The organism is Stenotrophomonas sp. ZAC14D2_NAIMI4_6 (assembly GCF_003086875.1).
Lineage (GTDB): Bacteria > Pseudomonadota > Gammaproteobacteria > Xanthomonadales > Xanthomonadaceae > Stenotrophomonas.
Genome location: NZ_CP025996.1, coordinates 529199 through 554930, shown reverse-complemented (window position 1 = coordinate 554930; position 25732 = coordinate 529199). Strand labels below are relative to the sequence as shown.

Below are 25732 nucleotides of genomic sequence, written 5' to 3'. Positions count from 1 at the left end.
GCTTCTTCCGGGAAGCGGCGCGTGGGGCCGGAAAAACCGGTGTGCGCCGGAGACAGGAAAAAAACTTAGCACAGCTGGCGGCCGCTGCGGCCGCCCGTATGAATGCGCGTCAGGGCGGCGACAGCAAACGCGCCGCGATCCAGTCCCGGGTGTCCTGCTGCATGTCCGCCGACAAGGTATGCCCCACCGGGTAATCGCGCAGCCGGTGAGCCACGCCCAGCCCCTGCAGGCGCTGCGAGGCAGCTTCGGCCAGCGCAAACGGCAGCTTGTCATCCTGCCGCCCGTGCACCACCAGGCCGTCCAGCCCGGCGCCGGCCACATCGGCCGGAATCAGCGGCGCGATCTCCGGCAGGATGCGGCCGCACAGGATCGCGAAGGACTTCACCCGCTCCGGCGCGGTCAGCGCCACGCTGGCGCTCATGATGCCGCCCTGGCTGAAGCCGGCCAGCACGGTCTGCCGCGCATCCAGCCCCAGCCGCTGCTGCTGCACGGCCAACCAGTCGCGCAGCAGCACCCGCGACGCTTCGGCCTGGGCTGGATCGATCAGCGGCCCCTGCGCGCCGAAGCACACGGTGAACCAGCCGAACGCCTGCGGCCCGAACACCAGCGGTGCGCGCGGCAGCAGCACGTGCAGGCGCGGATCGAGCGTGCTGGCCAGCGCGGCCAGCGACTGCTCGTTGCTGCCCACGCCGTGCAGCAGCACCACCAGGCCCTGCGCCCTGCCCTGCGCCGGCCGCTCCAGCACCGGCGTCAGCACGGCGCTCATGCGGCCTCCCGCACGGGCGCGGCGCCATCGAAGCGGTACAGGTCCATCGCCAGCATGCCCGCATCGATACCCGCATCGATGCGGGTGGCACCGAAATCATCGCCGCCGGCCGCGCCCATGGCGAAGTACAACGGCAGCAGATGCTCGTCGGTGGGATGCGCGCGCTCGGCAAACGGCGCCTGGCGGCGGTAGTCGAACAGCGCATCGCGATCGTTGGCCGCCAGTCGCTGTTCCACCCATTCAATGAAGGGGCGCACGTAGGGCGCTTCCTTGCCGTCCTGGTAGTCGCGCCAGTCATGCAGGTTGTGGGTGATGCTGCCCGAGCCGACCAGCAGCACGCCCTGTTCGCGCAGCGGCGCCAACGCACGGCCCAGCGCGAACTGGTGCTGCGGCCCCAGCATCGGCTGGATCGACAGCGGCACCACCGGAATATCGGCCTGCGGGCGCAGCAGCCGCAGCGGCACCCAGGCGCCATGGTCCAGCCCGCGCTGCGCATCCAGCGCCACCGGCAGGCCGGCCGCGGCGATGCGCCCGGCCACTTCTTCGGCCAGCGCGGGGTCGCCCGGCGCCGGGTACTGCAGTTCGGACAGCGCGCGCGGGAAGCCGCCGAAATCGTGGATGGTGGGCGGCTGCGGATGCGCGCCGACCAACGGCTGGCGCGCCAGCCAGTGCGCCGATGCCATCACGATGGCACGCGGAGTGGGCAGGTCGCGGGCCAGTTCGGCCAGCCGCACGCCCACCTGCCCCGGGTGCAGGGCGGTCATCGGCGAGCCGTGGGAGATGTACAGCGAAGGCAGGCGGGACATGAGGTTCTCCAGATACGGGGGGAAGCGGCGATCAGCGCGAACGCAGGGTCCAGCGGCCATCGCCCAGCAGGAACAGCACCACCAGCGCCAGCGCCCAGAACGCCGGGTATTCCCAGCCACCGCCGGCGTTGGCGAAGCCGAAACCGTTGGCGCCGTGCACAGTCACGATCGTGCCCAGCAGCAGCGGCACGCCCAGCAGGCCCACCCAGCGCGCGTACACGCCCAGCAGCAGGGCCGCCGCGATGGCCAGCTCGACCACGATGGTCAGGTAGCCCAGCGCGCCTGGCAGGCCCAGCGATGCAAAGAACGCGGCGGTACCGGCGGGGGTGAACACCAGCAGCTTGGTCAGCGCGTGCACCAGGAACAGGCCGCCCAGGGCCAGGCGCAGCACAGTGGCGGCATACGGGGCCAGCGGCGAAACGGCAGCAGCGGAGGTTTTCATGGGGGCGTACCTCAGGGAGAGTGCGTACAGGTTATTGCGCAGCCGCCAGCCGATAAATACGATGAAACGACCGTATTTATTTCAGAAGGCGCAACAATGGACACTCTGGACGCCATGCGCGTGTTCGTGGCCGTGGTCGAGCGCAACGGGTTCAGTGCCGCCGCCGAGGCGCTGGGGGTATCCACGGCCGGGGTCACCCGGCAGGTGGCCGCGCTGGAAAAGCGCCTGTCCACCCGCCTGCTCCACCGCACCACCCGCCGGGTCAGCCCCACCAGCGCCGGCGCCGCCTACTACGCCCAATGCGTGCGCCTGCTGGCCGAATTCGACGCGCTGGAAGCCAGCGTAGGAGCGCAGGCGCTGGAACCGTCGGGCACGCTGCGCATCAACGCGCCGGTCAGCTGGGGCATCGCCCGGCTGGGGCCGCTGCTGGCCGGCTACCGGCAACGCTACCCGCAGGTGGAACTGGACCTGGCGCTGTCCGACCGTCTGGTGGACATGGTGGAAGAAGGCTACGACGTGGCTCTGCGCATTACCCGCGAACCCAGCCCGACGTTGATCGCCCGGCGCCTGGGCCAGGCCCGCATCACCCTGTGCGCGGCACCGGCGTACCTGGCCGCGCGCGGCACGCCAGCCACGCCGCAGGACCTGGCGGCGCACGACTGCCTGGGTTACAGCTACTGGGCCTCGGGCAACCAGTGGCCGCTGCAGGGGCCCGGCGGCGAAGTACGCGTGGCGGTGAACAGCATCCTGCAGGCCAACAACGGCGACGTGCTGCGCGAAGCCGCCATCGCCGGACTGGGCGTGATCCTGCAGCCCGATTTCCTGCTGGAACAGGCGCTGGCCGATGGCCGCCTGGTGCGCGTGCTGCCCGATTGGGAAGTGCCGCCGATCGGCATCTTCGCGGTGTACACCAGCCGCAGCCATCTGGCACCGAAGGTGCGCAGTTTCATTGATTACCTGGTGGACGCCGGAGTGTGAGCGCATCCGCCGGGCATGGCCCGGCGGGTTTGCACGATCAGGCAACCACTTCGTCCAGCGCCTGGATGATCTTTTCCAGCGGTGCCGGCCGCCCCAGCAGGTAGCCCTGCACCTGGTCACAGCCGTGCGCGGCCAGCCAGTCCAGCTGGCCCGGGGTTTCCACGCCTTCGGCAATGATGGTCAGGCCCATGCTGTGGCCCAGCGACAGCAGCGCGCGGCAGATCGAGGCGTTGCGCGGGTTGGTTTCCACGTCGGCCACGAAGCTGCGGTCGATCTTCAGGATGTCCAGCGGCAGGTGCTGCAGGTAGGACATGCTGGAATAGCCGGTACCGAAATCATCCAGCGACACGCAGATACCCTGCTCGTGCAGGCGGCGCATGGTCTGCATGGCCTGCGCCGGTTTGCGCATCAGGCTGCTTTCGGTCAGCTCCACGTGCAGCGCGCCGCGGGCCAGGCCGAAATCTTCCTGTGCGCGGGCGAACTCGGCCACCAGGTCGCTGTTGAAGAACTGCACCGCCGACACATTCACCGCGATCGGCAGCTCGCCCCAGCCCGCAGCCACCAGTTGGCGCTGGGCCTGTGCGGCGGCGCGGATCACCCAGCGGCCCAGCGCCAGGATCAGCCCGGTGTCTTCGCACAGCTGGATGAACTCGCTGGGCGGAATGAAGCTGCCGTCCGGTTGCGGCCAGCGCAGCAGCGCTTCCAGCGCCGCCGGGCTGCCATCGCTGGCGTGGCGGATGGGCTGGAAATACAGCTGGAATTCGTTGTCGATGGCCGCATGGATGCGCCCGGCAAGGCGCAGCCGGTCGGCCAAGCGGGTGGATACGGCCGCATCGAACCAGGCCACCACGTTGCCTTCCACGCGGCCGGCATGTGCCGCCTGCGCGGCCATGCCCACCACCTGTTCGGCGCGCAGCGCATCGCCTTCCTCGCGCACGGCCACGCCGATGCGCGGCTCGAACTGGTGCAGCGAATCCTTGCCGCGCATCGGCGCCGACACGATCTGCAGCAGATCGTCCAGCACCGACTGGGTGTTGTGCTGCGGGGCAATGGCCAGCACGAAGTCTTCGGCCGGCTGGAAGGCCAGCGTGCCGAAGCGCGCGCCCAACCCACCCAGGCGCGCGGCCATCGACTGCAGGATGGCATCGCCGATGTCACGGCCCAGCGTATCGGCCACCAGCTGCAGGCCGCGCAGCTGCACATAGGCGATGGTGTAGCCGCGGTCCTGGCTGTCCAGCTGTTCGCTCAGGGCGCGCACGTTCAACAGGCCGGTGGCCGGGTTGTGCCGCGCGCGGTAGGCCAGGTCACGCTCGTAGGCCAAGCGCTCGCTCACATCTTCGGCCAGCACCAGGCAGGCGGGCTGGCCGTCGAAATCCAGCTTGGACAGGTGCGCACGCACTTCGAACACCGAGCCATCCTTGCGCCGGTGCATGCGCACGGCCGCATCCTGCAGTTCGCCCACGCGGGCGCGGGCAATGGCGCCCTTCACTTCCTCCCAGCCTTCGCGCGGGCGGATGTCCAGGATGCTCATGCCGAGGAATTCCTCGCGCGTGTAGCCGTACTGCAGCACCGCCGCTTCGTTCACTTCCAGGAAGCGCAGCGTATCGGGATCGAACACCCAGAACGGCGCCGGGTTGCGGTCGAACAGCAGGCGGAACCGGCGCTCGACCTGGTTCATCTGTTCGCGCGCCAGATGGCGCTCGCTCACGTCGGTCAGCGCACCGATCATGCGCCGCTGGCTGTCGGCCAGTTCCACCCGCTGCCCGCGCGCGGACACCCAGCGCACATCGCCGCCGGGCAGCACCAGGCGGAACATTTCATCCAGCACCGCGCCGCGCGCGAACGCTTCATGGAACGCGTGCTGCAGCCGTTCGGCATCTTCGCGGTGCACGCGCCCGAAGAACTCGGCCACCGGCAGGGCATCGGTCTGCACGCCGAAGATCTCGCGCGCCAGCGGCGACCAGTGCAGCAGCGCGGCGTCTTCGTCCACGTACCAGGTGCAGACCCGGCCCACCTGGTGGGCCATGCGCAGTTCGGTGTGGCCGGTGCGCAGTTCGGCCGCCATCCACTGCTGGCTGCGGGTGCTGCGGCGCATCGCGAACAGCAGGCCCAGCAGCACCAGCACGTAGGTCAGCAGGATCGCCACCGCCGCATGCAGGTAGGGCCACCACGCGGCCAGCACATCGGCATCGGCCAGCCCCACCTGCACCGCCAGCGGGCTGTGTTCCAGCGTGCTGATGGTGGACATGCGTGGAATCTGGTCGACCACGCCGGGGAAGCTGCCCAGCTCCACCACCGCCGGTCCGCCCACCAGGTTGCGGTACGGCAGGGTGTAGCGGCGGCCCACCGTGCCATACGGATCGGGCACGCGCGCCAGCATGAAGCCGTCGGCATCGGTGATCGACACCATGCCATTCGGGCCCACGTCCAGCCCGCCGATGATGCGCTGCAGCTCGCCACAGCGCAGCCGCGCCAGCAGCCAGCGGTCGTCGGCCATCGGCAAAGCCAGCGGCACCACCCAGGTGCCATCGTCGGCGCGTTGCGGCGGCCCCAGGTACAGCGCGCTGCCCTGCCCGCGCCGCTGCGGGTCGGCCCACAGCGGCAGTTTCAGTTCGTCGGCACCGCCGGTCAGCGCGCGCCCGTAGGCATCGACCACCACGATGCTGTGCAGTTCGGCGTGCCGCTGCAGCACCCCGGCAATGGCCGCATCCAGCAGCTTCGGCGCCTGCGCCGGCACGTTGCTGAACAGCTCGGCGGCATCGCCGGCAATCCCAGCCAGCGCCCGTTCCAGGTTGCGCAGCTCCAGCGCCAGCAGGCGTTCACTGCCCACCGCCAGCGCGCGGCTCTGCCGCTGCGCAGCCTCCAGCCGGCGCTGGTGGTCGTTGGCCAGCATGGCCGCCATGCCCACGGCCAGCAGCACGCCCAGCGCCACGCCGCCCCAGGTGATGGCACGCAACGGCCGGGCCAACGCCCGTTTCAGCGCGGGCATCGGTCGGTATTCCCTGTGCAGACAGCTGGCTTCATGCGCGAACGATTCCTCCACATCCCCGACCAGAGCGGCCGCAGCGCGGCATTCTTGACGCCTGCACCTGCTCCGCGGGCCATTCCCTGTGTGGGTCCCTACCCCGCAGCATGCACCAGCGCGATGACTGCGTGAAGCGCGGCGGCGCGTGTTCAGCCAGATCGCGCACACCCGAACCCGTGCTGGCGCGCGTCCCGCGCTGCCGCAGAGGATTAGACTTGGGGTTTTCCGTCGCAAGAGAAGTCCATGTCCAAGCTGCGCCGTCCCACCCTGGCGCTGGCCATTCTCGCCAGCCTGTCCCTGGCCGCCTGCGATCGCCCGGCCGAGCCGGCGGCAGGTACGGCCGCCCCCGCCGAAGCCGCGCCGGCTGCCGCCAAGCCGATGCTGGGCAGCTTCGGCTTCGATGCCAGCGGCATGGACCGCAGCATCGCCGCCGGCGATGACTTCTTCGGTTTCGCCAACGGCAGCTGGGTGAAGAACACCGAGATCCCGGCCGACCGTTCGCGCTTCGGCAGCTTCAACGTGATTGCCGAAAAGACCCAGGCCGATACCCGCGCCATCCTGGAAGGTGCGGCCGGCAACGCGCAGGCCAGCGGCGATGACAAGCTGATCGGCGATTACTACGCCGCCTACATGGATGAAGCCGGCATTGAGAAGCGCGGCCTGGCCCCGGTGCAGCCGCAGCTGCAGGCCATCGGTGCGATCACCGACAAGGCCGGCCTGGCCCGTGCACTGGGCGATGACATGCGCGCCGACGTGGACCTGCTGAACGCCACCAATTTCTACACCGACCGCCTGTTCGGCCTGTGGGTGTCGGTGGATCTGCTGCAGCCCGACCGCACCGCGCCCTATCTGGTACAGGGTGGCCTGGGCATGCCCGACCGTGACTTCTACCTGGGCGATGGCCGCATGGCCGAGCTGCGCAAGCAGTACCAGGCCTACATCGCCAAGGTGCTGCAGCTGGCCGGCGTGGCCGACCCGGCCGGCAAGGCGCAGCGCATCCTGGCGCTGGAAACCAAGATCGCCCAGGCGCATGCCACCCAGGAAGAAACCAACGACGTAACCAAGGGCGCCAACCCCTGGACCCAGGCCGATTTCAGCGCCAAGGCGCCGGGCATGGACTGGGCCGCGTTCCTGGAAGCGGCCAAGCTGGGCCAGCAGCAGGACTTCATCGTCTGGCAGCCCAAGGCCGTGGCCGGCCTGTCCAAGCTGGTGGCCACCGAGCCGCTGGATGCCTGGAAGGACTACATGACCTTCCACGCGCTGGACCGTGCCGCCAGCTACCTGCCCAAGACCTTCGCCGACGCCCGCTTCGCCTTCCACGGCACCGCGCTCAGCGGCACCCCGCAGCAGAGCGATCGCTGGAAGCGCGCGGTGGACGATGCCAACCACGCCGTCGGCGAAGCCATCGGCAAGCGCTACGTGGAAAAGCACTTCGACGCGAAGACCAAGGAACGCGCCGACGAGATGGCAAAGAACATCATTGCCGCCTTCGCCAAGCGCATCGACGCGCTGGCCTGGATGTCACCGCAGACCAAGGCCAGCGCCAAGGCCAAGGTGGCCGGCCTGACCGTGGGCATGGGCTACCCGGACAAGTGGCGTGACTACACCGGCCTGGAGATCCGCCGCGACGATCCGCTGGGCAATGCGCAGCGTGCCGAACGCTTCGAGTACGAGCGCAACATCGCCAAGCTGGGCAAGCCGGTGGACCACAGCGAGTGGGCCATGCTGCCGCAGACCATCAATGCGATGAACGTGCCGCTGGAAAACCGCCTGGTGTTCCCGGCCGCGATCCTGCAGCCGCCGTTCTTCGACGGTGCCGCCGACGATGCGGTGAACTACGGTGCGATCGGCGCGGTGATCGGCCACGAGATCAGCCACGGCTTCGACAACGCCGGCGCGCTGTTCGATGCCACCGGCAAGCTGCATAACTGGTGGACGGCCGAAGACCTGAAGCAGTTCAACGCCGCCGGTGATGCGCTGGCCGCGCAGTTCAGCAGCTACGAACCGTTCCCGGGCGTGCACGTGAACGGCAAGCTGACCCTGGGCGAGAACATCGCCGACGTGGCCGGCCTAGGTACCGCCTACGATGCCTACCAGCTGTCGCTGCAGGGCAAGCCGGGCCAGACCCTGGAAGGCTTCACTCCGGACCAGCGCTTCTTCCTGGGCTTCGCCCAGGCCTGGCGCAGCAAGAGCCGCGAGCAGGCACTGCGCAATTCGCTGCTGACCGACGTGCACGCACCGGGCCAGTTCCGTGCGCTGACCGTGCGCAACATCGATGCGTGGTACCCGGCGTTTGAAGTGAAGGACGGCCAGAAGCTGTACCTGGCCCCGGAAAAGCGGGTCAAGGTGTGGTGATTTGATGCGAACGGGCGCCGCGAGGCGCCCGTTTCGTTTGCGGGGGGCGGGATGCTCTGGTGGATGCCAACCCCATGCTCTGGTGGGTGCCAACCCCATCCTCTGGTGGGTGCCAACCTTGGTTGGCACGATCCTTCCGGCACCCCATCCACGCATGGCGTGGATCTACGCTGTGCCAACCAAGGTTGGCACCTACCAAAGACAATTTGCCGCGCATCACCCGCTGTCGGTGGGTGCCAACCTTGGTTGGCACGATCCTTCCGGCACCCATCCACGCATGGCGTGGATCTACGCTGTGCCAACCCAGGTTGGCACCTACCCAAGACGGGGCGCCGGGTGCCGTCCACGCGTAGCGTGGATCACCCCGCAGCCGGCCACTCGCGCAATACGTCCACTGGCACGCCCATGCGTGCGCACGCCCGGGTGGCCAGGCCATCGGGCAATGCGCGGCGGAACAGCGGCGCCATGCCCTGCATCAGCTTCGCCGAAGCCGCCGCCTGCGCACGCTGGGCAGTCGTGCGTTCCAGCATCGCCTCGGCCCAGTCCGGCAACAGCGCTGCACCGGCGCCCAGGAACACCGCGCGTGACAGCCCCGGAATCGGCACCGGCAGGTTCACCGCGGACAGCACCTCCAGCACTTCGCGCGAACGCGCATCGGCCATCAACTCGGGCTGGCGCGCACAGAAGTACGCGGCCACTTCCGCCTCGCTGCGCGGCACGTCCACTGCGCCAAGCGCTTCGGCTACGCAGCGGTACTCGTCGTAGTAGCGGTCAGCAATCGCTTCGGGAACCTCGCGCCCATAGCGGCGGTAGCCCTGCAGGAAGCCGTAGGCCTCGGTCACGTGCACCCACGTCAGCAGGTGCGGATCGTCCGCCGCATACGCCTGGCCCTGTGCGGTGCGGCCGCGGATCTGCGCATGGATGCGGCGCACCTTGGCCACCAGCGTTTCCACTTCGCCACTGGGCGCGTAGCTGGTGCCGGCCACGAAGGCCGTGGTGCGGCGCAAGCGCCCCACCAGGTCCTGGCGGAAATTGGAGTGGTCATATACGCCGGCCAGCGCGCGCGGGTGCAGGGTCTGCAGCATCAGCGCGCACAGCCCGCCGGCCAGCATGGACGGCAGTTCTGCATGCACGCGCCAGGTGATGCTGTCCGGTCCGAACCAGCCGGGATCGCCCTGCGGGTGGTCGTAATCAATACCGCTCTGGCCACGCGGGAAGGCGTCGAGTACCCAGCGGCGGATGGGCGCGGTAACCGGGCGGGTCAAGCGGTGCAGCAACGGCGGCATACGGGGTCCAGTGGGTGGCGGAATCGACCGGGTTCTGCGCGGTCCGGCTTGATTCTGGGCGATCCGGCGCCCTGCGGCGAGCCCGACGACCGCGCCGCGGCAGCATGTGCGCACGCAGCACGATTCACCCTGCGACATCTTGTCGCAGCCTATGAATGCGATGCTGCACCGCATCAATCTTCACGCATTCAGGCAAAACCCTTGCGCCCCTTCGCTTTGCGCCCATTGCACCGGCCGCTGGAAGTGCTAGAACTGAATCCGCAACATCGTTCAATGCTGATCGACGCACGTTCCAGAAAGGAGCCAGCCATGATTGCTTTGTTCAAGGGTTTGGGAATGCTGCTGCGGGACAACGAGCTGTACAGCAGCCCGTTCGAAAAACAGGTCGCGCACTGGCGCAACCTGAGCGAGCAGCAGATCCGCGACGAGGTGGCCGTGCTGGCCAAGGCCAAGTGCCAGTGGCTGATGGCCTCCATCGTGGGTTGGCAGGCAGCGTCGCTGCTGATCCTGGGCCTGATCGCCAACTACCTGTGGCGCGACGACTTCCATATCACCTTCACCCGCGTGGTGATCGTGTTCGGCTCGTGGGTGTCGATCCTGTTCGTCATCTGGTTCATGGCCAACATGTTCGACCATACCGCCGGCTTCGAACGCTGGATGAAGGCCTTCAACAGCCGCGCGCGCATCAGCTCCAGTGCCGACAGCGTGGAATGCGTGGCCGAAGCGCTGGACCTGGCCGAGCACTATCCGGAAGTGCTGGACTACAAGCAGGCGGTCACCGCCAGGCGCGAACTGCGCCACGAAGACATCCGCATCATGACCGAGATCGGGCGCATGAAGCAGCACTCGGAACTGGTGGGCCGCCTGAATCATGTGGGCGAGACCGAACACCACCACGACATGACGCTGCAACCGGCGTTCTGATCACCCGGAAAGCGGGGGGAGCCACAATGCCACCGTGCACTGCCACCGTGGCATTGTTCTTTCTGGCGCCTGCTACATGCCGCGGAACAGGCTCATGAACGGCTGGCTGACCACCAGCGTTTCCGGGCGCTGGCGCAGGCGCAGCACGCCCCTGCCGGTATCGTCGCGGCTGACCGCCGCCACCGCCTTCATGTGCACGATGGTGGAACGGTGGATCTGCCGGAACTGCTGCGGGTCCAGCGCCTCCAGCAGCTCTCGCAGCGGCGTGCGCAGCAGGCTCTCGCCCTCGGCGGTCACCACCGTGGTGTACTTGTTGTCGGCGCGGAAATAGACCACGTCATCCAGCATGATCAGCTGCGTTTCGCGGCCATTGCTGGCGGTGATCCAGGCCAGCGGCGGACGCTCGGGCTGCGCCTGCGACGGGCCCAGGCGCTGCAGCAACCGCTCCAGCACGGCATCGTCCTGGCGCGTGGATGGCAGGCGCGACAGGATGCGTTCGCGCGTGGCCAGCAGGCGCTCATCGCTGACCGGCTTCAGCAGGTAGTCCATCGCGCCCTGTTCGAACGCATCGATGGCGTACTGGTCGTAGGCGGTCACGAACACCACCTGCGTGCGCGGGCTCAGTTCGGACAGCGAACGGGCCACTTCGATGCCGCTGATGCCCGGCATGCGGATATCCAGGAAGGCGATGTCCGGCTGTTTCTCGGACAGTTGCTCCAGCGCGCTGGCGCCGTCCTCGCACGCGGCCACCAGCTTCAGTTCCGGCCACAGCCGCGCCAGTTGGTCCACCAGTGCCTGGCGCAGCAGTTCTTCGTCTTCGGCAATCAGGGCTTCAAGCGGCATGGGTGCGCTCCTTGGCCGGCTGCGGCAGGGTCATGGTAGCGGCCACGCCCGAGGGGAAGTTGGCCACGATCGCCACGCCGGCCTGCTCGCCGCAGGTCAGGCGCAGGCGCTCGCGCAGGTTCTTCAGGCCGATACCGGTGCCGCTGGTGCCCTGGCCGAAGCCCAGCCCATCGTCGGCCACCGTCACGGTCACGTGGTCATCGAAGCCACGCGCCAGGATCCAGATCGTGCCGCCACCCGGCTTGGGCTCCAGGCCGTGCTTGATCGCGTTTTCCACCAGCGTCTGCAGGGCCATGGCCGGCAGGTGCACGCCCTGCAGTTCGTTGGGCACCTGCACTTCCACCGCCAACCGCGCGCCCATGCGGATGCGCAGGATTTCCAGATAGGCGCGCGTGCGTTCCAGCTCCACGCCCAGGGTCGACACCGATTCATCCACCTGCGGCAGCGAACTGCGCAGGTACTGGATCAGGTGCCCCAGCATCTGCTCGGCGCGGCCTGGATCGGTGCGGGTCAGCACCTGTGCATTGGCCAGCGTGTTGTACAGGAAGTGCGGTTCCACCTGTGCGTGCAGCAGGTTCAGGCGTGCCACCGACAGTTCCTTTTCCACCTGGGTCTGTTCGGCAGCGGCCTGTTCGTCGCGGCGCTGGTCGGCCACCCGGCGGCTGATCGCGCGGGTCACCGCTTCGGCGTTCTCGTAGTTGCTGCCTTCATCCAGCGCCAGCAGATCGGCCCACCAACCGGCATCGGGTTCGAACAGCAGGGTGACCGTGCTGGTGCCCTGCCCCGGAGTGACCGTGGCCTGCACGCTGTTGCGCTTGATCGCCAGCCGCGCCGGCAGATTCCAGCGCGAGGGCTGGCGGCCATTCCAGGGGTCCACGCGGCGCACGTAGGCGCGCACCTGCAGGCTGCCAGCCGAATTTTCCACGTCTTCCACGCGCGGCAGCTCGGCCACCGCCGCCTCGACCACCGCGTAGGCCTGGCCGGCGTCCATGGGCAGTTCCACCTGGCGCCGCTGGCGGCCAGACAGGGTGCTGCCGTCCAGCTTGCCGGCCACCATCCACACCCGGCGCACATGGGTAATGGCGCTGCCCAGCGCGGTAATCATCAGGAACATCGCTAGCAGGCCGAAGATCCAGCCCGGGCCATCGTTCATGCCGCTGAAGATGCCGCTCCAGACCATGCCCGCCACCAGCAACGCCACGGCCCAGGCCAACAGATGACGGACAATGAGAGTAAGGCTGGCGAACACGGCAGTGCCTTGGTGGGAAGGGGTGAGGCGAGCATAGGCCGGCGCGCCGGGCAGACAAGCGGCCTGCGACGAAGCCCCGGAAAGCGGGGATGGAAGCTGTTACAGCAACGCCGGGCATGGCCCGGCGCTACCGGTAGGTGGTGGGGCAGCACCCCGCCTTGCCTTACTTGCGCTGGTCGGCGCTGGCGTCACGCACGGCGCGGAACGACTCGTCGGTGCTCCAGTTCGGCCAGCTGCGCGAGTTGGCCAGCTGGCTGCCCAGCGTGTAGAGCACTTCCAGGTCGCGTGCCGCACCGGCGAACACCCAATCCGGCTGCCACTCGTCGCCCTGCTGGTGGTAGCGCTTGGCGGTGTAATCGTCGGACGCCTTCTTGCCCGCCGCCACGCCACCGTCCACCCAGTCCTGCCCGGCCGACCAGGACAGTGCCGGCACGCCGCGCTTGGCAAACGAGAAGTGGTCGGAACGGAAGAACAGGCCCGCTTCCGGCTTCGGGTCGGGGGTGTAGCGGATGTCCCAGCCCTTGGCCACGTCCTTCAGCTGGTCCAGCAGCTCGAAGCGCGCGGTGCCGTAGATGCCGAAATCACGCGACGGACCGAACGGGGCCATGCCGTCCATGTTGATCATCGCCACGGTCTTTTCCAGCGGGTACAGCGGGTGGGTGGCGTAGTACTCCGAACCCAGCAGGCCCTTTTCCTCGGCGGTGACCGCCAGGAACAGCACCGAACGTTCCGGGCGCTTGCCCTTGGCGAAGCCACGGGCCAGTTCCAGCAGCGAAGCGGTGCCGCTGGCGTTGTCCAGCGCGCCGTTGAAGATGCGGTCGCCACGGGCATCGGGCTCACCCACGCCAATGTGGTCCCAGTGCGCGCTGTAGACGATGGTCTCGTCCGGGTGGCGGCTGCCTTCCAGGCGCGCGGCCACGTTGTGCGAGGTGATCACCTCGGTCTTCACCGCGTACTTCGCATCCAGGCTGGCGCCGGTCAGCGGCACCGGGGTGAAGTCGCGCTGCTGCGCTTTCTTCTTCAGCGCCTCGAAATCCAGGCCGGCCGAGCGGAACAGGTCCACCGCCAGATCGCGCTGGATCCAGCCTTCCAGCGTCGGATGGGTGTCGGCGGGGTTGTCACGCACCACGTCGAACATGGTGTTGGTGTTGGAACCAGCCACGGTGGCCCAGCCGTAGGATGCCGGCGCGGTCTCATGCACGATCAGCACGCCCAGCGCGCCCTGGCGGGCACCCTCTTCGTACTTGTACGGCCAGCGCCCGTACCAGGTCATGCCCTTGCCGTCGAAGTCGCCCTTGCCGGTCTCGAAGTCGGGGTCGTTGATCAGCACCACGGCGATCTTGCCCTTCAGGTCCACGCCCTTGAAGTCGTCCCAGTTGCGCTCCGGCGCCTTCACGCCATAGCCCAGGAACACCAGCGGTGCCTTGCTGATATCCACTGCGCTGGCACCGTTCATGGCCGCGCGCACGGCAATCTGCTTGCCCTGCTGCAGCGCCACGGTCTTGCCGCCCTGGTGCAGCGCCAACTGCGGCGCGCCGACGATATCGCCCTTCAGCAGCGGCACGGCCTGGGTCCACAGGCGCTTGCCATCCTTCAGGTCGCCGCCCGGCTGCAGGCCGGCGTCGGCGAACTGCTTGCTGAGGTAGGCGATGGTCTTCTCTTCGCCGGCGGTGGCCGGCGAACGGCCTTCATACGCGTCGGAGGCCAGCTCCTTCACATCGGCGGAAATACGCGCGCCATCGAACTTCGGCGTGGCCGCCATCAATGCGCTGCTTACCGAAAGGGCCAGCAGGCCCAGTGCCACTCGTTTCATTGCTCTCTCCAGCAGGACAAACCTACCGGAGTGTAAGGGGTTCGGCAGGGCTGCGCCCCGCCCCCCTGTAGAGTCGAGCCATGCTCGACTGACGTCTCGCTCTGGTAACACGAAGGGGTCAGAGCCCTTTCCCGATGGGAAAGGGATCTGACCCCGCGCGATGTCTTACCAGTTCGGGTCTTCTGCCGGTGCGGCAGCGGCAGCGGCCTTGGGCTTGGGCTTGGCCGTCGGGCGCGCGCTGGCGGCCGGTGCCGCCGATGCGCTTGCCGTGGCAGCCGCGGTGGCCGACTTGCTGCCCAGCTTCTGCCGCAGCTCGATCTGGCCCGGGCGGAAGCCACCACGGGTGGCGTCCACACCGTCTTCGATGGTGCCGTATGAGGTCTGCGCGGCCACGCGATCCACGCGGATGGTGCAGCACGGGTGCTCGCTGCGGCCCAGTGAACGACCGGTCTGCGGGTCCTTCAGTTCTTCGCCCAGGCGCACGGCCTGCCAGCGCTGGCCGGCCTGCAGCGTTTCACCGCCCTGGCTCAGCACCACCTGGTCGCCGTCCACCGACACCACCGACACCGGGAACAACGTGGTGACGATGGTCGTGCCGATCTGCCCGGACAACGATTCCATCATCGAGGCGGCCATGTTGCGGCCGTTGACCACGCGCGGCAGCGTGCTGGGGCCGGTCGAGGCCAGCTGGTGGTCGAAGCTGTCGGACATCACCACCTGGCCGGTGGTGGCGTTGACCAGGCGCAGGGTGATGCGGCCGCCACCGGAATACGAGGTGACCTGGCGATCGGACATGCGCAGGTTGCGCACACTGCGCGGGTACTCGAAGCGTTCGATGGTGGGAATCAGGATCAGATCGGTCGCCAACTGCTGGCCGATGCGTGCAGTGTCCTGCAGGCGCACGTTGCCGCTGTTGATGTGGTCGATCTCGGCCTGCAACTCATCGCCGAACTCGCGGTCCAGCACGATGAAGCGCTGGGTCTGGGTCAGCGTATCGGACAGGCGCGCGCGAATGGCATCGGCTACTTCGCCGGCATCCACGCGACCATCGCCCACGGCATAGCTGCCGGACTTGGTGCGCGGCAGGGCCACCACGATCTTCGGCTTGCCCTGTTCGTCCGGCGCGCGGTACTGGGCAATCTGTGCACGCACGCGCACCTTCCAGTAGCTGCGCATGCTGCGGTGGGTCACGTCCGAATCGAACGAGCTGGCGCCGCGCTTGGCGTCCACCTGCACGTTCTCTTCGTAGTTTTCCTTGTAGCTGGCTTCGGCCGAACCACCGCCGCCGGAGGCCTTCGCCGAGGCCTGGCCCGACGCGCTGGCCGAGGCCGAGCCCTTGAAGCTCCAGCCTTCATCGCTGGCGCGCACGCGGGCAATGGTCTCTTCATCCAGCTGCCGCACTTCGTCCTGCGACAGGATTTCATAGCCCAGCACCGCACCCTGCGAACCGGCAATCATCTGCTGGGTGAACGCGTCGGCGCGGATATCGCCGACGTGTTCCCCATCCACGTCCACATGCAGGCCTGCGCGCAGGCCCTGCATCTGGCTGGCCACGCGCACGCCATTGACCTGCGCCACCGCCGACTGCAAGGCAGCCAGCACCGCCAGTTCCGGCGTGCTGCCGATACCGTCGGCCTCGCGCGCGACCTGGGTGGTGCCGCCGAAATCCGGCGTGCCGCGCAACGGCGCGTCATCGGCCGGTGCGTTGCTGGCCAGCGCGCTGGCCGCCTTTTCCTTGGCGGGGGCCGGCGCGGTGTCCGCCGCCGGGGCTTCCTTGTCGCCACAGGCCGCCAGCAAGGCAGCGGCCAGGCCCAGGCCGATCAGTCGGGTAGTGGTGCGCATGGACATGGACCTGCGATCAGAGGCTGTCGAGCAGCGAATCGGCGTTGGACGGCACCTTCACCTTGCTCTTCTTGGCGAAGGTCACGGCCGACTTGGACGAGCTGTACAGGCCCTTGATGAAGCCCGGCGATTCCTTGGCCACCCAGGCACCGGCGGCCAGCTTGCGGCCCACGGTGGCCAGCTGGGTGGCGCCCAGGTTCTTCATGCCCGCGGTGAAGTTACCGGCTTCGCCGCCCAGCTTCTGTGCTTCGGCGGCCGAGGCCAGCATCGACACCAGGCCTTCGGCGTAGTGCTGCTTCGATTCGGCGCTCAGTTCCGGCTGCGCGGCCACGCGCTCATCGATGGCGGCCTGGGCCGACTCGCTCACCGAGACGGACTTCTTCATGGCATCCACGCTCACCGAACCGGACGACAGCGCCTGGCGCTCGGCTTCCAGCAGCTGCACCTGCTCGGCCAGGCCGAAGGCACGTGCGAACGAGGTCTGCGCCTGCAGCGAATGCGACTGCGAGCTGACGAAACGGCGCACCAGCGCTTCCTGCGCGGCTTCGTCCGGTGCAGCGGCGCTGGAGGCGCTGGCGGAGGTGCCGGTGGCGGCACCGGCCAGATCCTTCAGCTTGCCCAGGCCAGCGTGGGCCGGCATCGACAGGGTGGCGGCGGCAATGGCCACGGCAAGAGCGGTAGTGCGGATCATGGAATTTCCTTTATGAGAGAGACGGCCGCGGTGCGGCACGTGGGGAATCGGTGACCCCGGGGCGATGCCGAGCAAGCTCGGCACCCACCGGGGTGGCGGATCAGCGAACCGCCTTGACGTTCAGTTCGTTGATCATCTGCTGCGCCGCCTTTTCAGCAGCCAGCTGCAGCGCGTTGGTACGGGCCACGGTTTCGTTCGGGCCGGTACCGGAGTACTGCACCGGGCCCACCGACGACACGGTGCGCGGGAAGCGACCGGTCACGTCAAGCACCTTGCCGGTAACAGTGACGAACACGCGGGTGTTGCCGCTGGCCGGATCGCGATCGCGCATGCCCACGTCCAGCGTGCCCACAGCGATGTACGGAATGTTGGCCGCGCGGATGCCGTTGGCGGTATCGCGCAGGGTGGCCGGGGCCAGATCGTTGCCGGTGCTGAAATCCTTGCGGATGCGTTCGATGTTCAGCAGGCCGCGCGACTCACCTTCCACGTATTCCGCTTCCACCACTTCATAGCCGGCGGCACTGAAGGCACCGGTCATGGCGGTGTTCACCTCAGCCGCATTGGCCACCTTCCAGCTGATGTTGTCGCTGCGCGCGGTGGTGCTGCCGCCGGTGGTGACCGACATCGAGCCGTTCTGGTTGATGCTGCCGTTGGTGCTGACCGAGTTGCCACGGAACGAATCACCTTCGCGGGTGTTCTCGCTGTAGCTGGTGCTCACGTCGGCACGGCGGTATTCCTTGTCCTGGAACGACTGCACGGTGTCCTGCGAGCGCGCCATGAACAGGAAGGTCAGCAGCGAACGCTGTGCCGCAGTGGCGCCGGCCACGGCCGAGCCGGCATCCAGCTTGGTCTGCAGCAGCGTGGTGTTGATTTCCGCACGCACGGTCACGCTGTAGGTCTTGGCCTTCTTGTCTTCGTTGTCCGACAGCTGTACGGCGCTGAGCACGTAGCGGTCGATTTCACCGATGAACTCGGCGCGGCGCGCTTCGAACAGGCGCAGCTTGGCCGCACCGGTTTCGGCGATGTACGCCTCCAGTGCATTCACCTTGGCCTTTTCCAGGGCTTCGGCGCGGGTGCCGGCGCTCAGGCGCAGGCTGTAGCTGGCCGAACCGGTGCCGCGCGAGCTGGCGGACTGCGCCGCCACCGGCGAAGCCACCACCAGGGCGATGAGGATGAGCAGGATGGTACGCATCAACGACATGACTTGATCAACTCCTGGAGGGCTTGGGTCTGCTGCTGCAACGGGCGGCCGCCCGGCTTCTGTTCGTCCAGCCAGGTGCGCGAATCGGCACGCTTGGCGGCGGCGCCGGCGAAGGCATCAAAGCCCGCCAGCAGGGTTTCGTAACTGGCCGACCACTGGTCAACCTGCCACTGCGTGACCGGTACCACCTTGGTGGCGCCCTTGCGCAGCGGCTGTTCGAAATAGACCTTGCCCGAGAACGGCTCGGTCACTTTCGCGGTGAAGAACGCGCCGAACAGCATCGTCTTCATCGCCGGGGTTTCTTCGATCACGCCGTTCTTCAGCGCATCCACCTGCACGCTGATCAGGTAATCGGCCTCGGGAATCTTCAGCTGGTAGACCTTGCCGTCGGCAAAGCGCGCGGCCATGGCACCGCCGATCGCCTGGCCCGAGGCTGGCGGCAGCAGGCCGACGCCGGTGTTGGACGACAGCGTCTTGGACAGCTCGTGGGCCAGGGTGGCGCGCAGCGTGTCGGCCCACTTCGGGTCCGGCAGCTTGGCCAGCGTGGCATCGGACAGGGTGACCGCGCCCACCTGCAGGCGGCGCGTGGCCGCTTCCGGCAACTTTGCCTGGGCCAGGGCCTGGGCCAGCACCTGCGACAGGCTGGTATCGGCGCTGCCGTACAGCAGGTCGGCCACGATCGCGTCGATATCGTCGCGGTCCGGGCGGTAATCCTGCACGTCAATGCGCTGCAGGGTGAGCGGATAGGAGGCAATCACCTGGCGCTCGCGGAAGTCGAAGAACAGCGCCTGCAGGGCCACTTCCACCAGCACTTTGTACTGGTTGCCGATCGGCTCGACCGACACCACTTCGCGGTCCAGCGCGGCGGCCAGCACGGTGGCGCTGGTGGTGCCGTCCAGCATGGCCACAGGCTGATCGATCAGCTCCAGCTGCGCCGGCTTGCGGCGTTGCAGTGCCTGCCACAGGGTCTGGTTCAACGGTAGCAGGCCGCGCGATTCCAGCACTGCCTGCGCGTGCGGCGTGGTCGCCTTTACGGCGGCGGCATCGGCGGTATAGGCGAAACCGGCCCAGTAGGCCTGCTGTGATTTCTCTGCGGCCTGGGTTGCCAGCGGCCAGACGGCCAGGCACAACGCATAGGCAAGCAGGCGCGCAAAAGCGCGCGGCGCGCTCTTCGTCCTTGAAAACATCCAACCGCTCCTGGGTCTAGACACGGAATGCGAACGCGTTCACGTTTGCTGGGCGCGAAACATAGCCGCTCAGGCGCCCGCCCACAAGTGCTGCCTTGGTCGGCTTCAGTTTTCCGGGGCGTGGCCGGCCCTTTCCCGCAACACCGCGCGCTCGGCGGCATTGGGGGTCTGTGCCGCCGCCATGGCAAATGCGTCACGCGCATCTGCCTCCCTGCCCAACTGCAGCAACAGCTCGCCGCGCACCACCTGCAGCGGCGCATAGCCCTGCAGCCGTGCATCCACCAGCAGCGGCTGCAGCAGCGCCCAGGCCGCGAACGCGCCATCGCTGCGCGATACCGCCACCACGCGGTTCAGTGCCACCACCGGCGACGGCATCACCTGCAGCAGCTGTGCGTACAGCGCCGCGATGCGTGCCCAGTCGGTGTCCACCGCCTGCCGCGCGGCGGCATGGCAGGCGGCATTCTGCGCCTGCAGCACGTAGGTATCGTGCTGGCCGCCGGCGGCCAAGGCCTGCGCCAGCGCCTGCTGCCCACGCGCGATCTGCAGCCAGTCCCAGCGCGCGCGGTTCTGCTGGTCCAACAGCACCGGCATGCCCTGCGCGTCCACCCGAGATGCCGCGCGCGAGGCCTGCAGTTCCATCAGCGCCAACAGGCCCAGCACCGGCGGTGCTGGCATGCGATGGGCCAGGATGCGGGCCAGTCGCAGGGCTTCCTCGCACAGCGCCGGGCGCATCCAGTCATCACCGGCGCTGGCCGCGTAGCCCTCGTTGAAGATCAGGTAGATCGCTTCCAGTACCGAACCAAGCCGCTCCGGCAGCGCGTCGGCGCGCGGTACCTCATACGGCACCTGCTTCTGCGCCAACGTGCGCTTGGCGCGCACGATGCGCTGGGCGATGGTGGGCTCCGGCTGCAGGAACGCGCGGGCGATCTCCACCGTGGTCAGGCCACCCAGCAGGCGCAGGGTCAGCGCCACCCGGGCATCGGCCGGCAGCAGCGGGTGGCAGGCCACGAACATCAACCGCAGCAGATCGTCGCCCAGGTCGTCTTCCAGCATGTGGTTGTCATCGGGCGCGGGCAGCGCGGCCGGGTGCAGCAGCTCGCCCCACTGCGCGTGCTGCTGGGCCACCCGCTGGTGCTGGCGCAGCACATCGATGGCACGGTTGCGTGCGGTGGTCATCAACCAGGCCCCCGGGTTGTCCGGCATGCCCTGCGCCGGCCAGCGCTCCAGCGCGGCCAGCCAGGTGTCCTGGGCCAGCTCTTCGGCACGGCCCACGTCACCGCCCAGCAGCCGTGCCAGGCGCGCGATCAGCACGGGCGATTCCATTCGCCACAGGGTGTCCATGCGCTGGGTCAGGGTGGGCTCGGTCATGTGCCGATCACAGCATCAACGGCCGGGCCCTACAAGCGTGCCGCTCACCCCGGTTCACCGTCCATGTGCGCGATCTCCCACAGATGGCCATCCAGGTCCTGGAAGCCACGCTGGTACATGAAGCCGTAATCGCGCGCCGGCTGCGGTTCGCGGGCACCGGCCGCCAGCGCCTTGTCCACCAGCGCATCCACCGCCTTGCGGCTGTCCGCCGACAGGCAGGTGATCACCTCGGTGCTGGCCTGTGCATCGGCAATGGCCTTGGTGGTGAACTGCTGGAAGAACGGCTTCACCAGCAGCATCACGAAGATGCTTTCGCTGATGACCATGCAGGCCGCGTTCTCGTCGGTGAACGCGGGATTGAACTGGTAGCCCAGGGCGCTGAAGAACGCTTTGGACGCCTCCAGATCCTGCACGGGCAGGTTGACGAAGATCATCTGCGGTTGCGCTGCACTCATGGTCTGCTTTCCTTGGGTTTAAGGGAGGGCCGGTTACGGTTGCTTCATGCAGTTGACCATCCACGGCTTGCCGAAGCGGTCGATCAACATGCCCCAGCGGTGTGCCCAGAAGGTTTCGGCAATCGGCATCTGCACCTGGCCACCTTCGGCCAGCGCGGCGAACACGCGTTCGGCCTCCTCGATGCTGTCCACGTCCACGTTGATGGTGGTGGCGCTGCCACCTTCGCCGCCGGGACCATCGGCGGCCATCAGGATCGCCGCACCGATCTCCAGCTGGCTGTGCGCCACGTGGTCCAACGTTTCCGGCGGCATCTCGCTGCAGCCGGGCTCATCGGACGGCGGCATGTCGCGGTACTTCATTTCCGACGTGACCTGGCCGCCCAGCGCCTTGGCGTAGAACGCCATGGCATCGTGGGTCTGGCCGCTGAAGCCAAGGAAGGGAATCAGTTTCATGGCATTGCTCCATTGGGAAGGCGGGGGCGTGGGTGCCGGGGCGTACCCGGCGATGGCACTACGGCGGGCTCAAGCGTCGATCTGGTTCCGCAGACGCTGTTCCTGTTGCTGTAATTCGGGGGTGAAAGCCTCGCCGAAGTCCTCGGCGGTGATCAGCGGGCGCAGTTCCAGGGCATCACCGTGCTTGAACGGCGCGCGCCGCGCCCACTCGATGGCTTCGTCCAGCGACCGTACTTCCCACAGCCAGAAGCCGGCGATCTGCTGCTCGGCCGGGCCGAACGGGCCGGGCTGCACGGCCGGGGCACCGTCACCGAACTGAATGCGATGGCCGCGGGCGGTGGCGTGCAGGCCTTCGCCAGCGAGCATGATGCCGGCGGCGACCAGTTGTTCGTTGTAGGCGCCCATGGCGGTCAGTTCCGCTGCGCTGGGCATGCGCCCGGCTTCGGAATCGGCGCTGGCTTTGACGATCACCATCACTTTCATGTCGGTCTCCGGTGGGCGGCAGTGGCGCGCCCTTCACTCTTACAACGAACGAGGAGGACGGGGATCGACAGGTTCCTGGAAATTATTTTTCCCGCGGAGAGCGCGCCTTCGGCGGGGGTCGGCGAACGGCGGAGCCCCTCCGTGGTGGGTCGCTATCTGGGATCGCTGGCTGGGCCGGTGGGGGTGGGGCCACGGGACACGCCGTAAATCCATCCATGGAGGCTCGTAGGCGCCATCCATGGCGCCTGCGGTCCCGCGGCCCCACCCCCACCGGCCTCGGACAGGTTCACGCGGCTGACCCACCACGGTAGATCAAGAGAAAAAGGCGAAAGCAAAAGCACAGCGGGGAATCGACACGTTCCTGGCAGATTCTTTTCCTCGCGTAGAGCGCGCCTTCGGCGGGGATCGGCGAACGGCGGAGCCCCTCCGTGGTGGGGTGGGGTTGGTCGCTGAAAGCTGGGGGTTCTGGGTTGGACCGGTGGGGGTGGGGCCACGGGACACGCCGTGAATCCATCCATGGAGGCTCGTAGGCGCCATCCATGGCGCCTGCGGTCCCGCGGCCCCACCCCCACCGGCCTCGGACAGGTTCACGCGGCTGACCCACCACGGTAGATCAAGAGAAAAAGGCAAAAGCAAAAGCGAAGGCGGTCTGCGCGCGGTGCCGGCCACGGAGCGAAGCGACCCGCTTTTCGCTTTTGCTTGTGATTTCCCGTGGTGGGTCGGCCGCGTGAACTTGTCTGGGGCCGGGCGGGTGGGGTTGGCGGGGTATCCGCGCCATGGATGGCGCGGCTAAGCCTCCACGGATGGATTCACGGCGTCCCCGCCAACCCCACCCGCCCGGCCCAAACCAGCAAGCCCAGCTTCTCGCGACAAACCACCCACCACGGAGGGGCTCCGCCGTTCGCCGTTCCCCGCCGAAGGCGCGCTTCTCGCGCTGCAGCATGATTCCGCGCAGACCTGCGCCATCATGGTCACCCCGCCCGCCACGCCAGGACCATCCCATGCAGCAGTACCTGCTCCTGATCTACATCGAGCCCGCCCTGCTGCAGGCCCTGCCCAGCGAAGAGTTCAACGCGCTGATGCGCGACTGCCTGGCCCACGCCGACCAGCTGCAGGCCGAAGGCACCCTGCTGGCCGCACAGAAACTGCAGCCGGTGGACACCGCACAGACCCTGCGCGTGCGCGACGGCCACAGCCGCGTGCTCGATGGCCCCTTCGCCGAAACCCGCGAACTGCTGGCCGGCTTCAACCTGATCGTGGCGCGCAACCGCGACGAGGCCATGGCCATTGCCCGCGACTTCCCCTGGGCACGCTTCGGCAGCATCGAAGTGCGGCCGCTGGAAGACATGAACGCCGAACGCGAACGCTGCGGCGCGCCCGCCGCTACGGCAGCAGCCGCACCCTGACCTCGCGCCGGCCAACGCCTTCGTTGCCACTGTAGTCACGCGCACTGGCACGCACGATGTACTCGCCCGGCGGCAGCGCCGCCGGCTGCCAGCGCCCGGTTTCCATCAGGCCATCGCGCACGGTGTTGGTCACCAGGTAACGGAAGCGGGTGACCGCGCTGCCATGCACGGTAATGCCGCTGTCCGGTGCATAGGCCACCTTCGCCGCCAGATTCTGTGGCGGCATGCGGTTGAACACGATGTTCCAGCGCGGCTGCTCGTAGCCCTGCAACGCCTGGCCGTTGCCATCCAGGATCTGGTAACCCACCTGGTACGGCCCCAGCCGGCGGCGCGGCAGGTTGTTGTCCACCTGGTCCCACGCCTCCACCACGATCTGCACGCCACGCCCCTGCCGCGCCACCATCACCACGCCGTCGCTGCCCGGCGCCATGGGTTGGTCGTTGTCGTCCAGCAACGCCACGTCGGTGATACGCGGGGCGAAGTGGTCGGCGTAGTTGTGGAAGCCCAGTGCCACCGCGTTGGTCTCAAAACCACCGGTGCCCAGTGCCAGGTGTACGTGCGCCTGGCTGTTGATGCTGCCCAGCCGATCCCCCACGTGGATGCGCGTACCACGACGCACGCGGATGCGCTCCAGCGTTCCGTCGTCGGCGTACAACGGCTGCCAGCGTGCATCGAAGGGCTCACCGCGCGGCGTGCGGCCCACGCGCATGTGGATGTACTTCAGGCGATCCACCGCCAGGCCTTCGCCCTGCCCGCCCAGGCTCCACGCGGCGATCGGGCTGCTGATCTTGCCCTCGGCGATGGCCAGCACGGTCTGCCCCACGTCACCGCGCACATCGAAACCGCCGTGCAGGTGGTGGCGGCTCTCACCCTTGAAGTTGCCACGTACCTCGCCCAGCGTGCCCACCACTTCGTGCCAGCCGTCCTGCGGTGCCAGCGGCCAGCGTCCGCCCGTATCGGGCAACCCGGCATCGGCGGCCGGACCCACCAGGGCCGGTGCAGGAAGCTCGCCCACTGGCAGCGGGCGCAGGCGATGCAGGCGGTAGGCAGTCGAATCAGCCACCAGCACGCTGCCATCGGCATCCACGGCCAGACCGCTGGGCCGCGCCAGGCGGGGCAGGCGGTCGTTGCCCAGCAGCGCAATCTGGTGGCCCTGCGGGGTGATCTGCAGCACGCGCCCATCCAGGTCGCCTACGTACAGCACGCCATCGTGGGTCGTGGCCAACGACAGCGGGGCGTTCATCACCCCACCACTGCTCACCAGCGTACTGACCGCGCCGTCGGCGCCCACGCGGCGCACCGCGTTGTTGAACAGATCGGCCACCAGCAGCGCGCCATGCGCATCGAAGGCCAGCGCCACCGGGGTATCGAACCGCGCTTCGCCACCGATCGCATCGGTGAACCCCGGGCGGTCGCCACCGGCCAGGGTCCGCACCTGGCCATCGGTGCCGATCACGCGGATGCGGTCGTTCCAGGTATCGGCCACGAACACCTGGCCCTGCGCATCCACGGCGATGCCCATCGGCCCATCGAAGCGTGCCTGTGCGGCGGGTCCATCGGCATACCCCTGCTCGCCGCCGGCCAGCGTGGTCACCTGCCCGTCGACAGAAATGCGCCGGATCGCGTGGTTGCCGGTGTCGGCCACGTACAGGTTGCCCTGCGCATCGGCGGCAATGCCCGAAGGCGTGTGGAAGCTGGCCTGCAGCGCCGGGCCGTCCACGCGCCCCTCGCCCTGCCCGGCCACGGTCTGCACGCGGCCATCGGGCCACCAGCGGCGGATACGGTTGTTGTCGCCGGCGTCGGTGAAGTACACCGCGCCCTGCGCCGTGCGCACCACCGCGTAGGGGTCGGCGAAGCGCGCCTGCGCGGCCGCGCCATCACGATTGCCGGGATGGCCATCGCCGGCCAGCGTTTCGATCTGCGCCGTCCAGGCCAGGGGCGTGGGTTGCGGCCCAGCGGGTGCGGATGCCTCGGGGTCCCGGTCAGGCCACCAGGTGGCGGCCAACGCCGCTGCGGTCACCACCACCACGCCCACCATCCACCACTGCCGCTGTGCCATCGCTACGCATCATCCCTGCCGATTTCAGCCCACGACCATAGTCGCTGCACTGTCGTTGTGCCACCACCTGCAGCGCCGGCTACCCGGCCCTTGCTTGCCG

At 68.2% G+C, this 25732-nt stretch carries 21 protein-coding genes; 4 read left to right on the top strand and 17 right to left on the bottom strand.

Annotation, left to right across the window (positions count from 1 at the left end):
- Positions 1-109: 109 nt before the first annotated feature.
- Genes C1933_RS02435 through C1933_RS02425 form a run of 3 tightly spaced genes read right to left on the bottom strand, consistent with a single transcriptional unit; the run spans position 110 to position 2014 of the window.
- On the bottom strand, positions 110-766 hold the full coding sequence (locus C1933_RS02435) for an alpha/beta fold hydrolase (protein WP_108752046.1): 657 nt from the start codon (positions 764-766) through the stop codon (positions 110-112).
- Positions 763-1572, bottom strand: coding sequence for a class III extradiol ring-cleavage dioxygenase (locus C1933_RS02430; RefSeq protein WP_108752045.1), 810 nt, complete (start codon positions 1570-1572; stop codon positions 763-765). Before C1933_RS02430 ends, C1933_RS02435 begins: the two co-directional genes overlap by 4 nt.
- 31 nt (positions 1573-1603) lie before the next feature.
- Positions 1604-2014 carry a DoxX family protein gene (locus tag C1933_RS02425; protein WP_108752044.1) on the bottom strand — a complete coding sequence of 137 codons (411 nt, stop codon included), beginning with the start codon at positions 2012-2014 and terminating at the stop codon, positions 1604-1606.
- Positions 2015-2110: 96 nt separating this feature from the next.
- On the opposite strand from C1933_RS02425, the gene C1933_RS02420 reads away from it, so the two are divergent.
- Positions 2111-2992 (top strand): LysR family transcriptional regulator, encoded by an 882-nt coding sequence (locus C1933_RS02420; RefSeq protein ID WP_108752043.1) that lies wholly within the window; start codon positions 2111-2113, stop codon positions 2990-2992.
- Positions 2993-3029: 37 nt separating this feature from the next.
- Here C1933_RS02420 and C1933_RS02415 read toward each other — a convergent pair whose 3' ends face one another.
- Positions 3030-5981, bottom strand: coding sequence for an EAL domain-containing protein (locus C1933_RS02415; RefSeq protein ID WP_233614817.1), 2952 nt, complete (start codon positions 5979-5981; stop codon positions 3030-3032).
- Positions 5982-6260: 279 nt separating this feature from the next.
- On the opposite strand from C1933_RS02415, the gene C1933_RS02410 reads away from it, so the two are divergent.
- Positions 6261-8372, top strand: a complete 2112-nt coding sequence (locus C1933_RS02410; protein ID WP_108752041.1) for a M13 family metallopeptidase — start codon at positions 6261-6263, stop codon at positions 8370-8372.
- Between the two features lie 359 nt (positions 8373-8731).
- Here the strand turns inward: C1933_RS02410 and C1933_RS02405 are convergent, their stop codons facing one another.
- Complete coding sequence (locus C1933_RS02405; RefSeq protein WP_108752040.1) at positions 8732-9658, bottom strand: oxygenase MpaB family protein; 927 nt, start codon at positions 9656-9658, stop codon at positions 8732-8734.
- 309 nt (positions 9659-9967) lie between these two features.
- Here C1933_RS02405 and C1933_RS02400 point away from each other — a divergent pair, with 309 nt between their 5' ends.
- Positions 9968-10582 carry a hypothetical protein gene (locus C1933_RS02400; protein ID WP_108748360.1) on the top strand — a complete coding sequence of 205 codons (615 nt, stop codon included), beginning with the start codon at positions 9968-9970 and terminating at the stop codon, positions 10580-10582.
- A gap of 72 nt (positions 10583-10654) precedes the next feature.
- On the opposite strand, the gene C1933_RS02395 is transcribed toward C1933_RS02400, so the two are convergent.
- The 11 genes from C1933_RS02395 to C1933_RS02345 all read right to left on the bottom strand — a co-directional run bounded on the left by C1933_RS02395 (position 10655) and on the right by C1933_RS02345 (position 22167).
- Positions 10655-11425, bottom strand: coding sequence for a LytTR family DNA-binding domain-containing protein (locus C1933_RS02395; protein WP_108752039.1), 771 nt, complete (start codon positions 11423-11425; stop codon positions 10655-10657).
- Entirely contained in the window at positions 11415-12674 is a 1260-nt protein-coding gene (locus tag C1933_RS02390) for a histidine kinase (RefSeq protein WP_108752038.1), read from the bottom strand. The genes C1933_RS02395 and C1933_RS02390 overlap by 11 nt, the downstream gene beginning before the upstream one ends.
- Positions 12675-12837: 163 nt before the next feature.
- The gene (locus tag C1933_RS02385; protein WP_108752037.1) at positions 12838-14487 is read right to left on the bottom strand and encodes a M28 family metallopeptidase; all 1650 of its coding nucleotides are present in this window, start codon (positions 14485-14487) and stop codon (positions 12838-12840) included.
- Between the two features lie 165 nt (positions 14488-14652).
- Positions 14653-16329 carry a CsgG/HfaB family protein gene (locus C1933_RS02380; RefSeq protein ID WP_108754711.1) on the bottom strand — a complete coding sequence of 559 codons (1677 nt, stop codon included), beginning with the start codon at positions 16327-16329 and terminating at the stop codon, positions 14653-14655.
- A gap of 16 nt (positions 16330-16345) precedes the next feature.
- Complete coding sequence (locus C1933_RS02375; protein WP_108752036.1) at positions 16346-17020, bottom strand: hypothetical protein; 675 nt, start codon at positions 17018-17020, stop codon at positions 16346-16348.
- A gap of 100 nt (positions 17021-17120) precedes the next feature.
- Entirely contained in the window at positions 17121-18221 is a 1101-nt protein-coding gene (locus C1933_RS02370; protein ID WP_108752035.1) for a hypothetical protein, read from the bottom strand.
- On the bottom strand, positions 18212-19408 hold the full coding sequence (locus tag C1933_RS02365) for a hypothetical protein (protein ID WP_108752034.1): 1197 nt from the start codon (positions 19406-19408) through the stop codon (positions 18212-18214). The genes C1933_RS02370 and C1933_RS02365 overlap by 10 nt, the downstream gene beginning before the upstream one ends.
- 105 nt (positions 19409-19513) lie before the next feature.
- A complete protein-coding gene (locus tag C1933_RS02360) occupies positions 19514-20776 on the bottom strand; it encodes a sigma-70 family RNA polymerase sigma factor (RefSeq protein WP_108752033.1) in 1263 nt (420 codons plus the stop codon).
- Between the two features lie 44 nt (positions 20777-20820).
- On the bottom strand, positions 20821-21231 hold the full coding sequence (locus C1933_RS02355; RefSeq protein ID WP_108752032.1) for a VOC family protein: 411 nt from the start codon (positions 21229-21231) through the stop codon (positions 20821-20823).
- Between the two features lie 33 nt (positions 21232-21264).
- On the bottom strand, positions 21265-21684 hold the full coding sequence (locus tag C1933_RS02350; protein ID WP_108748350.1) for a VOC family protein: 420 nt from the start codon (positions 21682-21684) through the stop codon (positions 21265-21267).
- A 69-nt stretch (positions 21685-21753) separates the two neighbouring features.
- Complete coding sequence (locus tag C1933_RS02345; RefSeq protein WP_108752031.1) at positions 21754-22167, bottom strand: YciI family protein; 414 nt, start codon at positions 22165-22167, stop codon at positions 21754-21756.
- 1001 nt (positions 22168-23168) lie between these two features.
- Here C1933_RS02345 and C1933_RS02340 point away from each other — a divergent pair.
- On the top strand, positions 23169-23573 hold the full coding sequence (locus tag C1933_RS02340) for a YciI family protein (protein ID WP_108752030.1): 405 nt from the start codon (positions 23169-23171) through the stop codon (positions 23571-23573).
- Here the strand turns inward: C1933_RS02340 and C1933_RS02335 are convergent.
- Positions 23551-25632: an NHL repeat-containing protein gene (locus tag C1933_RS02335; protein ID WP_108752029.1), complete on the bottom strand. Its 2082-nt coding sequence runs from the start codon at positions 25630-25632 to the stop codon at positions 23551-23553. The two genes, C1933_RS02340 and C1933_RS02335, sit on opposite strands and share 23 nt — an antisense overlap.
- Between the last annotated feature and the right edge of the window lie 100 nt (positions 25633-25732).

Excerpts from the sequence above, each read along its gene's own strand:
- C1933_RS02410 (WP_108752041.1), top strand. The coding sequence starts at position 6,261 with ATGTCCAAGCTGCGCCGTCCCACCCTGGCGCTGGCCATTCTCGCCAGC.
- C1933_RS02350 (WP_108748350.1), bottom strand. The coding sequence starts at position 21,684 with ATGAAACTGATTCCCTTCCTTGGCTTCAGCGGCCAGACCCACGATGCC.
- C1933_RS02420 (WP_108752043.1), top strand. The coding sequence starts at position 2,111 with ATGGACACTCTGGACGCCATGCGCGTGTTCGTGGCCGTGGTCGAGCGC.
- C1933_RS02355 (WP_108752032.1), bottom strand. The coding sequence starts at position 21,231 with ATGAGTGCAGCGCAACCGCAGATGATCTTCGTCAACCTGCCCGTGCAG.
- C1933_RS02435 (WP_108752046.1), bottom strand. The coding sequence starts at position 766 with ATGAGCGCCGTGCTGACGCCGGTGCTGGAGCGGCCGGCGCAGGGCAGG.
- C1933_RS02340 (WP_108752030.1), top strand. The coding sequence starts at position 23,169 with ATGCAGCAGTACCTGCTCCTGATCTACATCGAGCCCGCCCTGCTGCAG.
- C1933_RS02345 (WP_108752031.1), bottom strand. The coding sequence starts at position 22,167 with ATGAAAGTGATGGTGATCGTCAAAGCCAGCGCCGATTCCGAAGCCGGG.
- C1933_RS02380 (WP_108754711.1), bottom strand. The coding sequence starts at position 16,329 with ATGCGCACCACTACCCGACTGATCGGCCTGGGCCTGGCCGCTGCCTTG.
- C1933_RS02360 (WP_108752033.1), bottom strand. The coding sequence starts at position 20,776 with ATGACCGAGCCCACCCTGACCCAGCGCATGGACACCCTGTGGCGAATG.
- C1933_RS02425 (WP_108752044.1), bottom strand. The coding sequence starts at position 2,014 with ATGAAAACCTCCGCTGCTGCCGTTTCGCCGCTGGCCCCGTATGCCGCC.
- C1933_RS02395 (WP_108752039.1), bottom strand. The coding sequence starts at position 11,425 with ATGCCGCTTGAAGCCCTGATTGCCGAAGACGAAGAACTGCTGCGCCAG.
- C1933_RS02335 (WP_108752029.1), bottom strand. The coding sequence starts at position 25,632 with ATGGCACAGCGGCAGTGGTGGATGGTGGGCGTGGTGGTGGTGACCGCA.
- C1933_RS02415 (WP_233614817.1), bottom strand. The coding sequence starts at position 5,981 with ATGCCCGCGCTGAAACGGGCGTTGGCCCGGCCGTTGCGTGCCATCACC.
- C1933_RS02400 (WP_108748360.1), top strand. The coding sequence starts at position 9,968 with ATGATTGCTTTGTTCAAGGGTTTGGGAATGCTGCTGCGGGACAACGAG.
- C1933_RS02375 (WP_108752036.1), bottom strand. The coding sequence starts at position 17,020 with ATGATCCGCACTACCGCTCTTGCCGTGGCCATTGCCGCCGCCACCCTG.
- C1933_RS02365 (WP_108752034.1), bottom strand. The coding sequence starts at position 19,408 with ATGTTTTCAAGGACGAAGAGCGCGCCGCGCGCTTTTGCGCGCCTGCTT.
- C1933_RS02405 (WP_108752040.1), bottom strand. The coding sequence starts at position 9,658 with ATGCCGCCGTTGCTGCACCGCTTGACCCGCCCGGTTACCGCGCCCATC.
- C1933_RS02385 (WP_108752037.1), bottom strand. The coding sequence starts at position 14,487 with ATGAAACGAGTGGCACTGGGCCTGCTGGCCCTTTCGGTAAGCAGCGCA.
- C1933_RS02370 (WP_108752035.1), bottom strand. The coding sequence starts at position 18,221 with ATGTCGTTGATGCGTACCATCCTGCTCATCCTCATCGCCCTGGTGGTG.
- C1933_RS02430 (WP_108752045.1), bottom strand. The coding sequence starts at position 1,572 with ATGTCCCGCCTGCCTTCGCTGTACATCTCCCACGGCTCGCCGATGACC.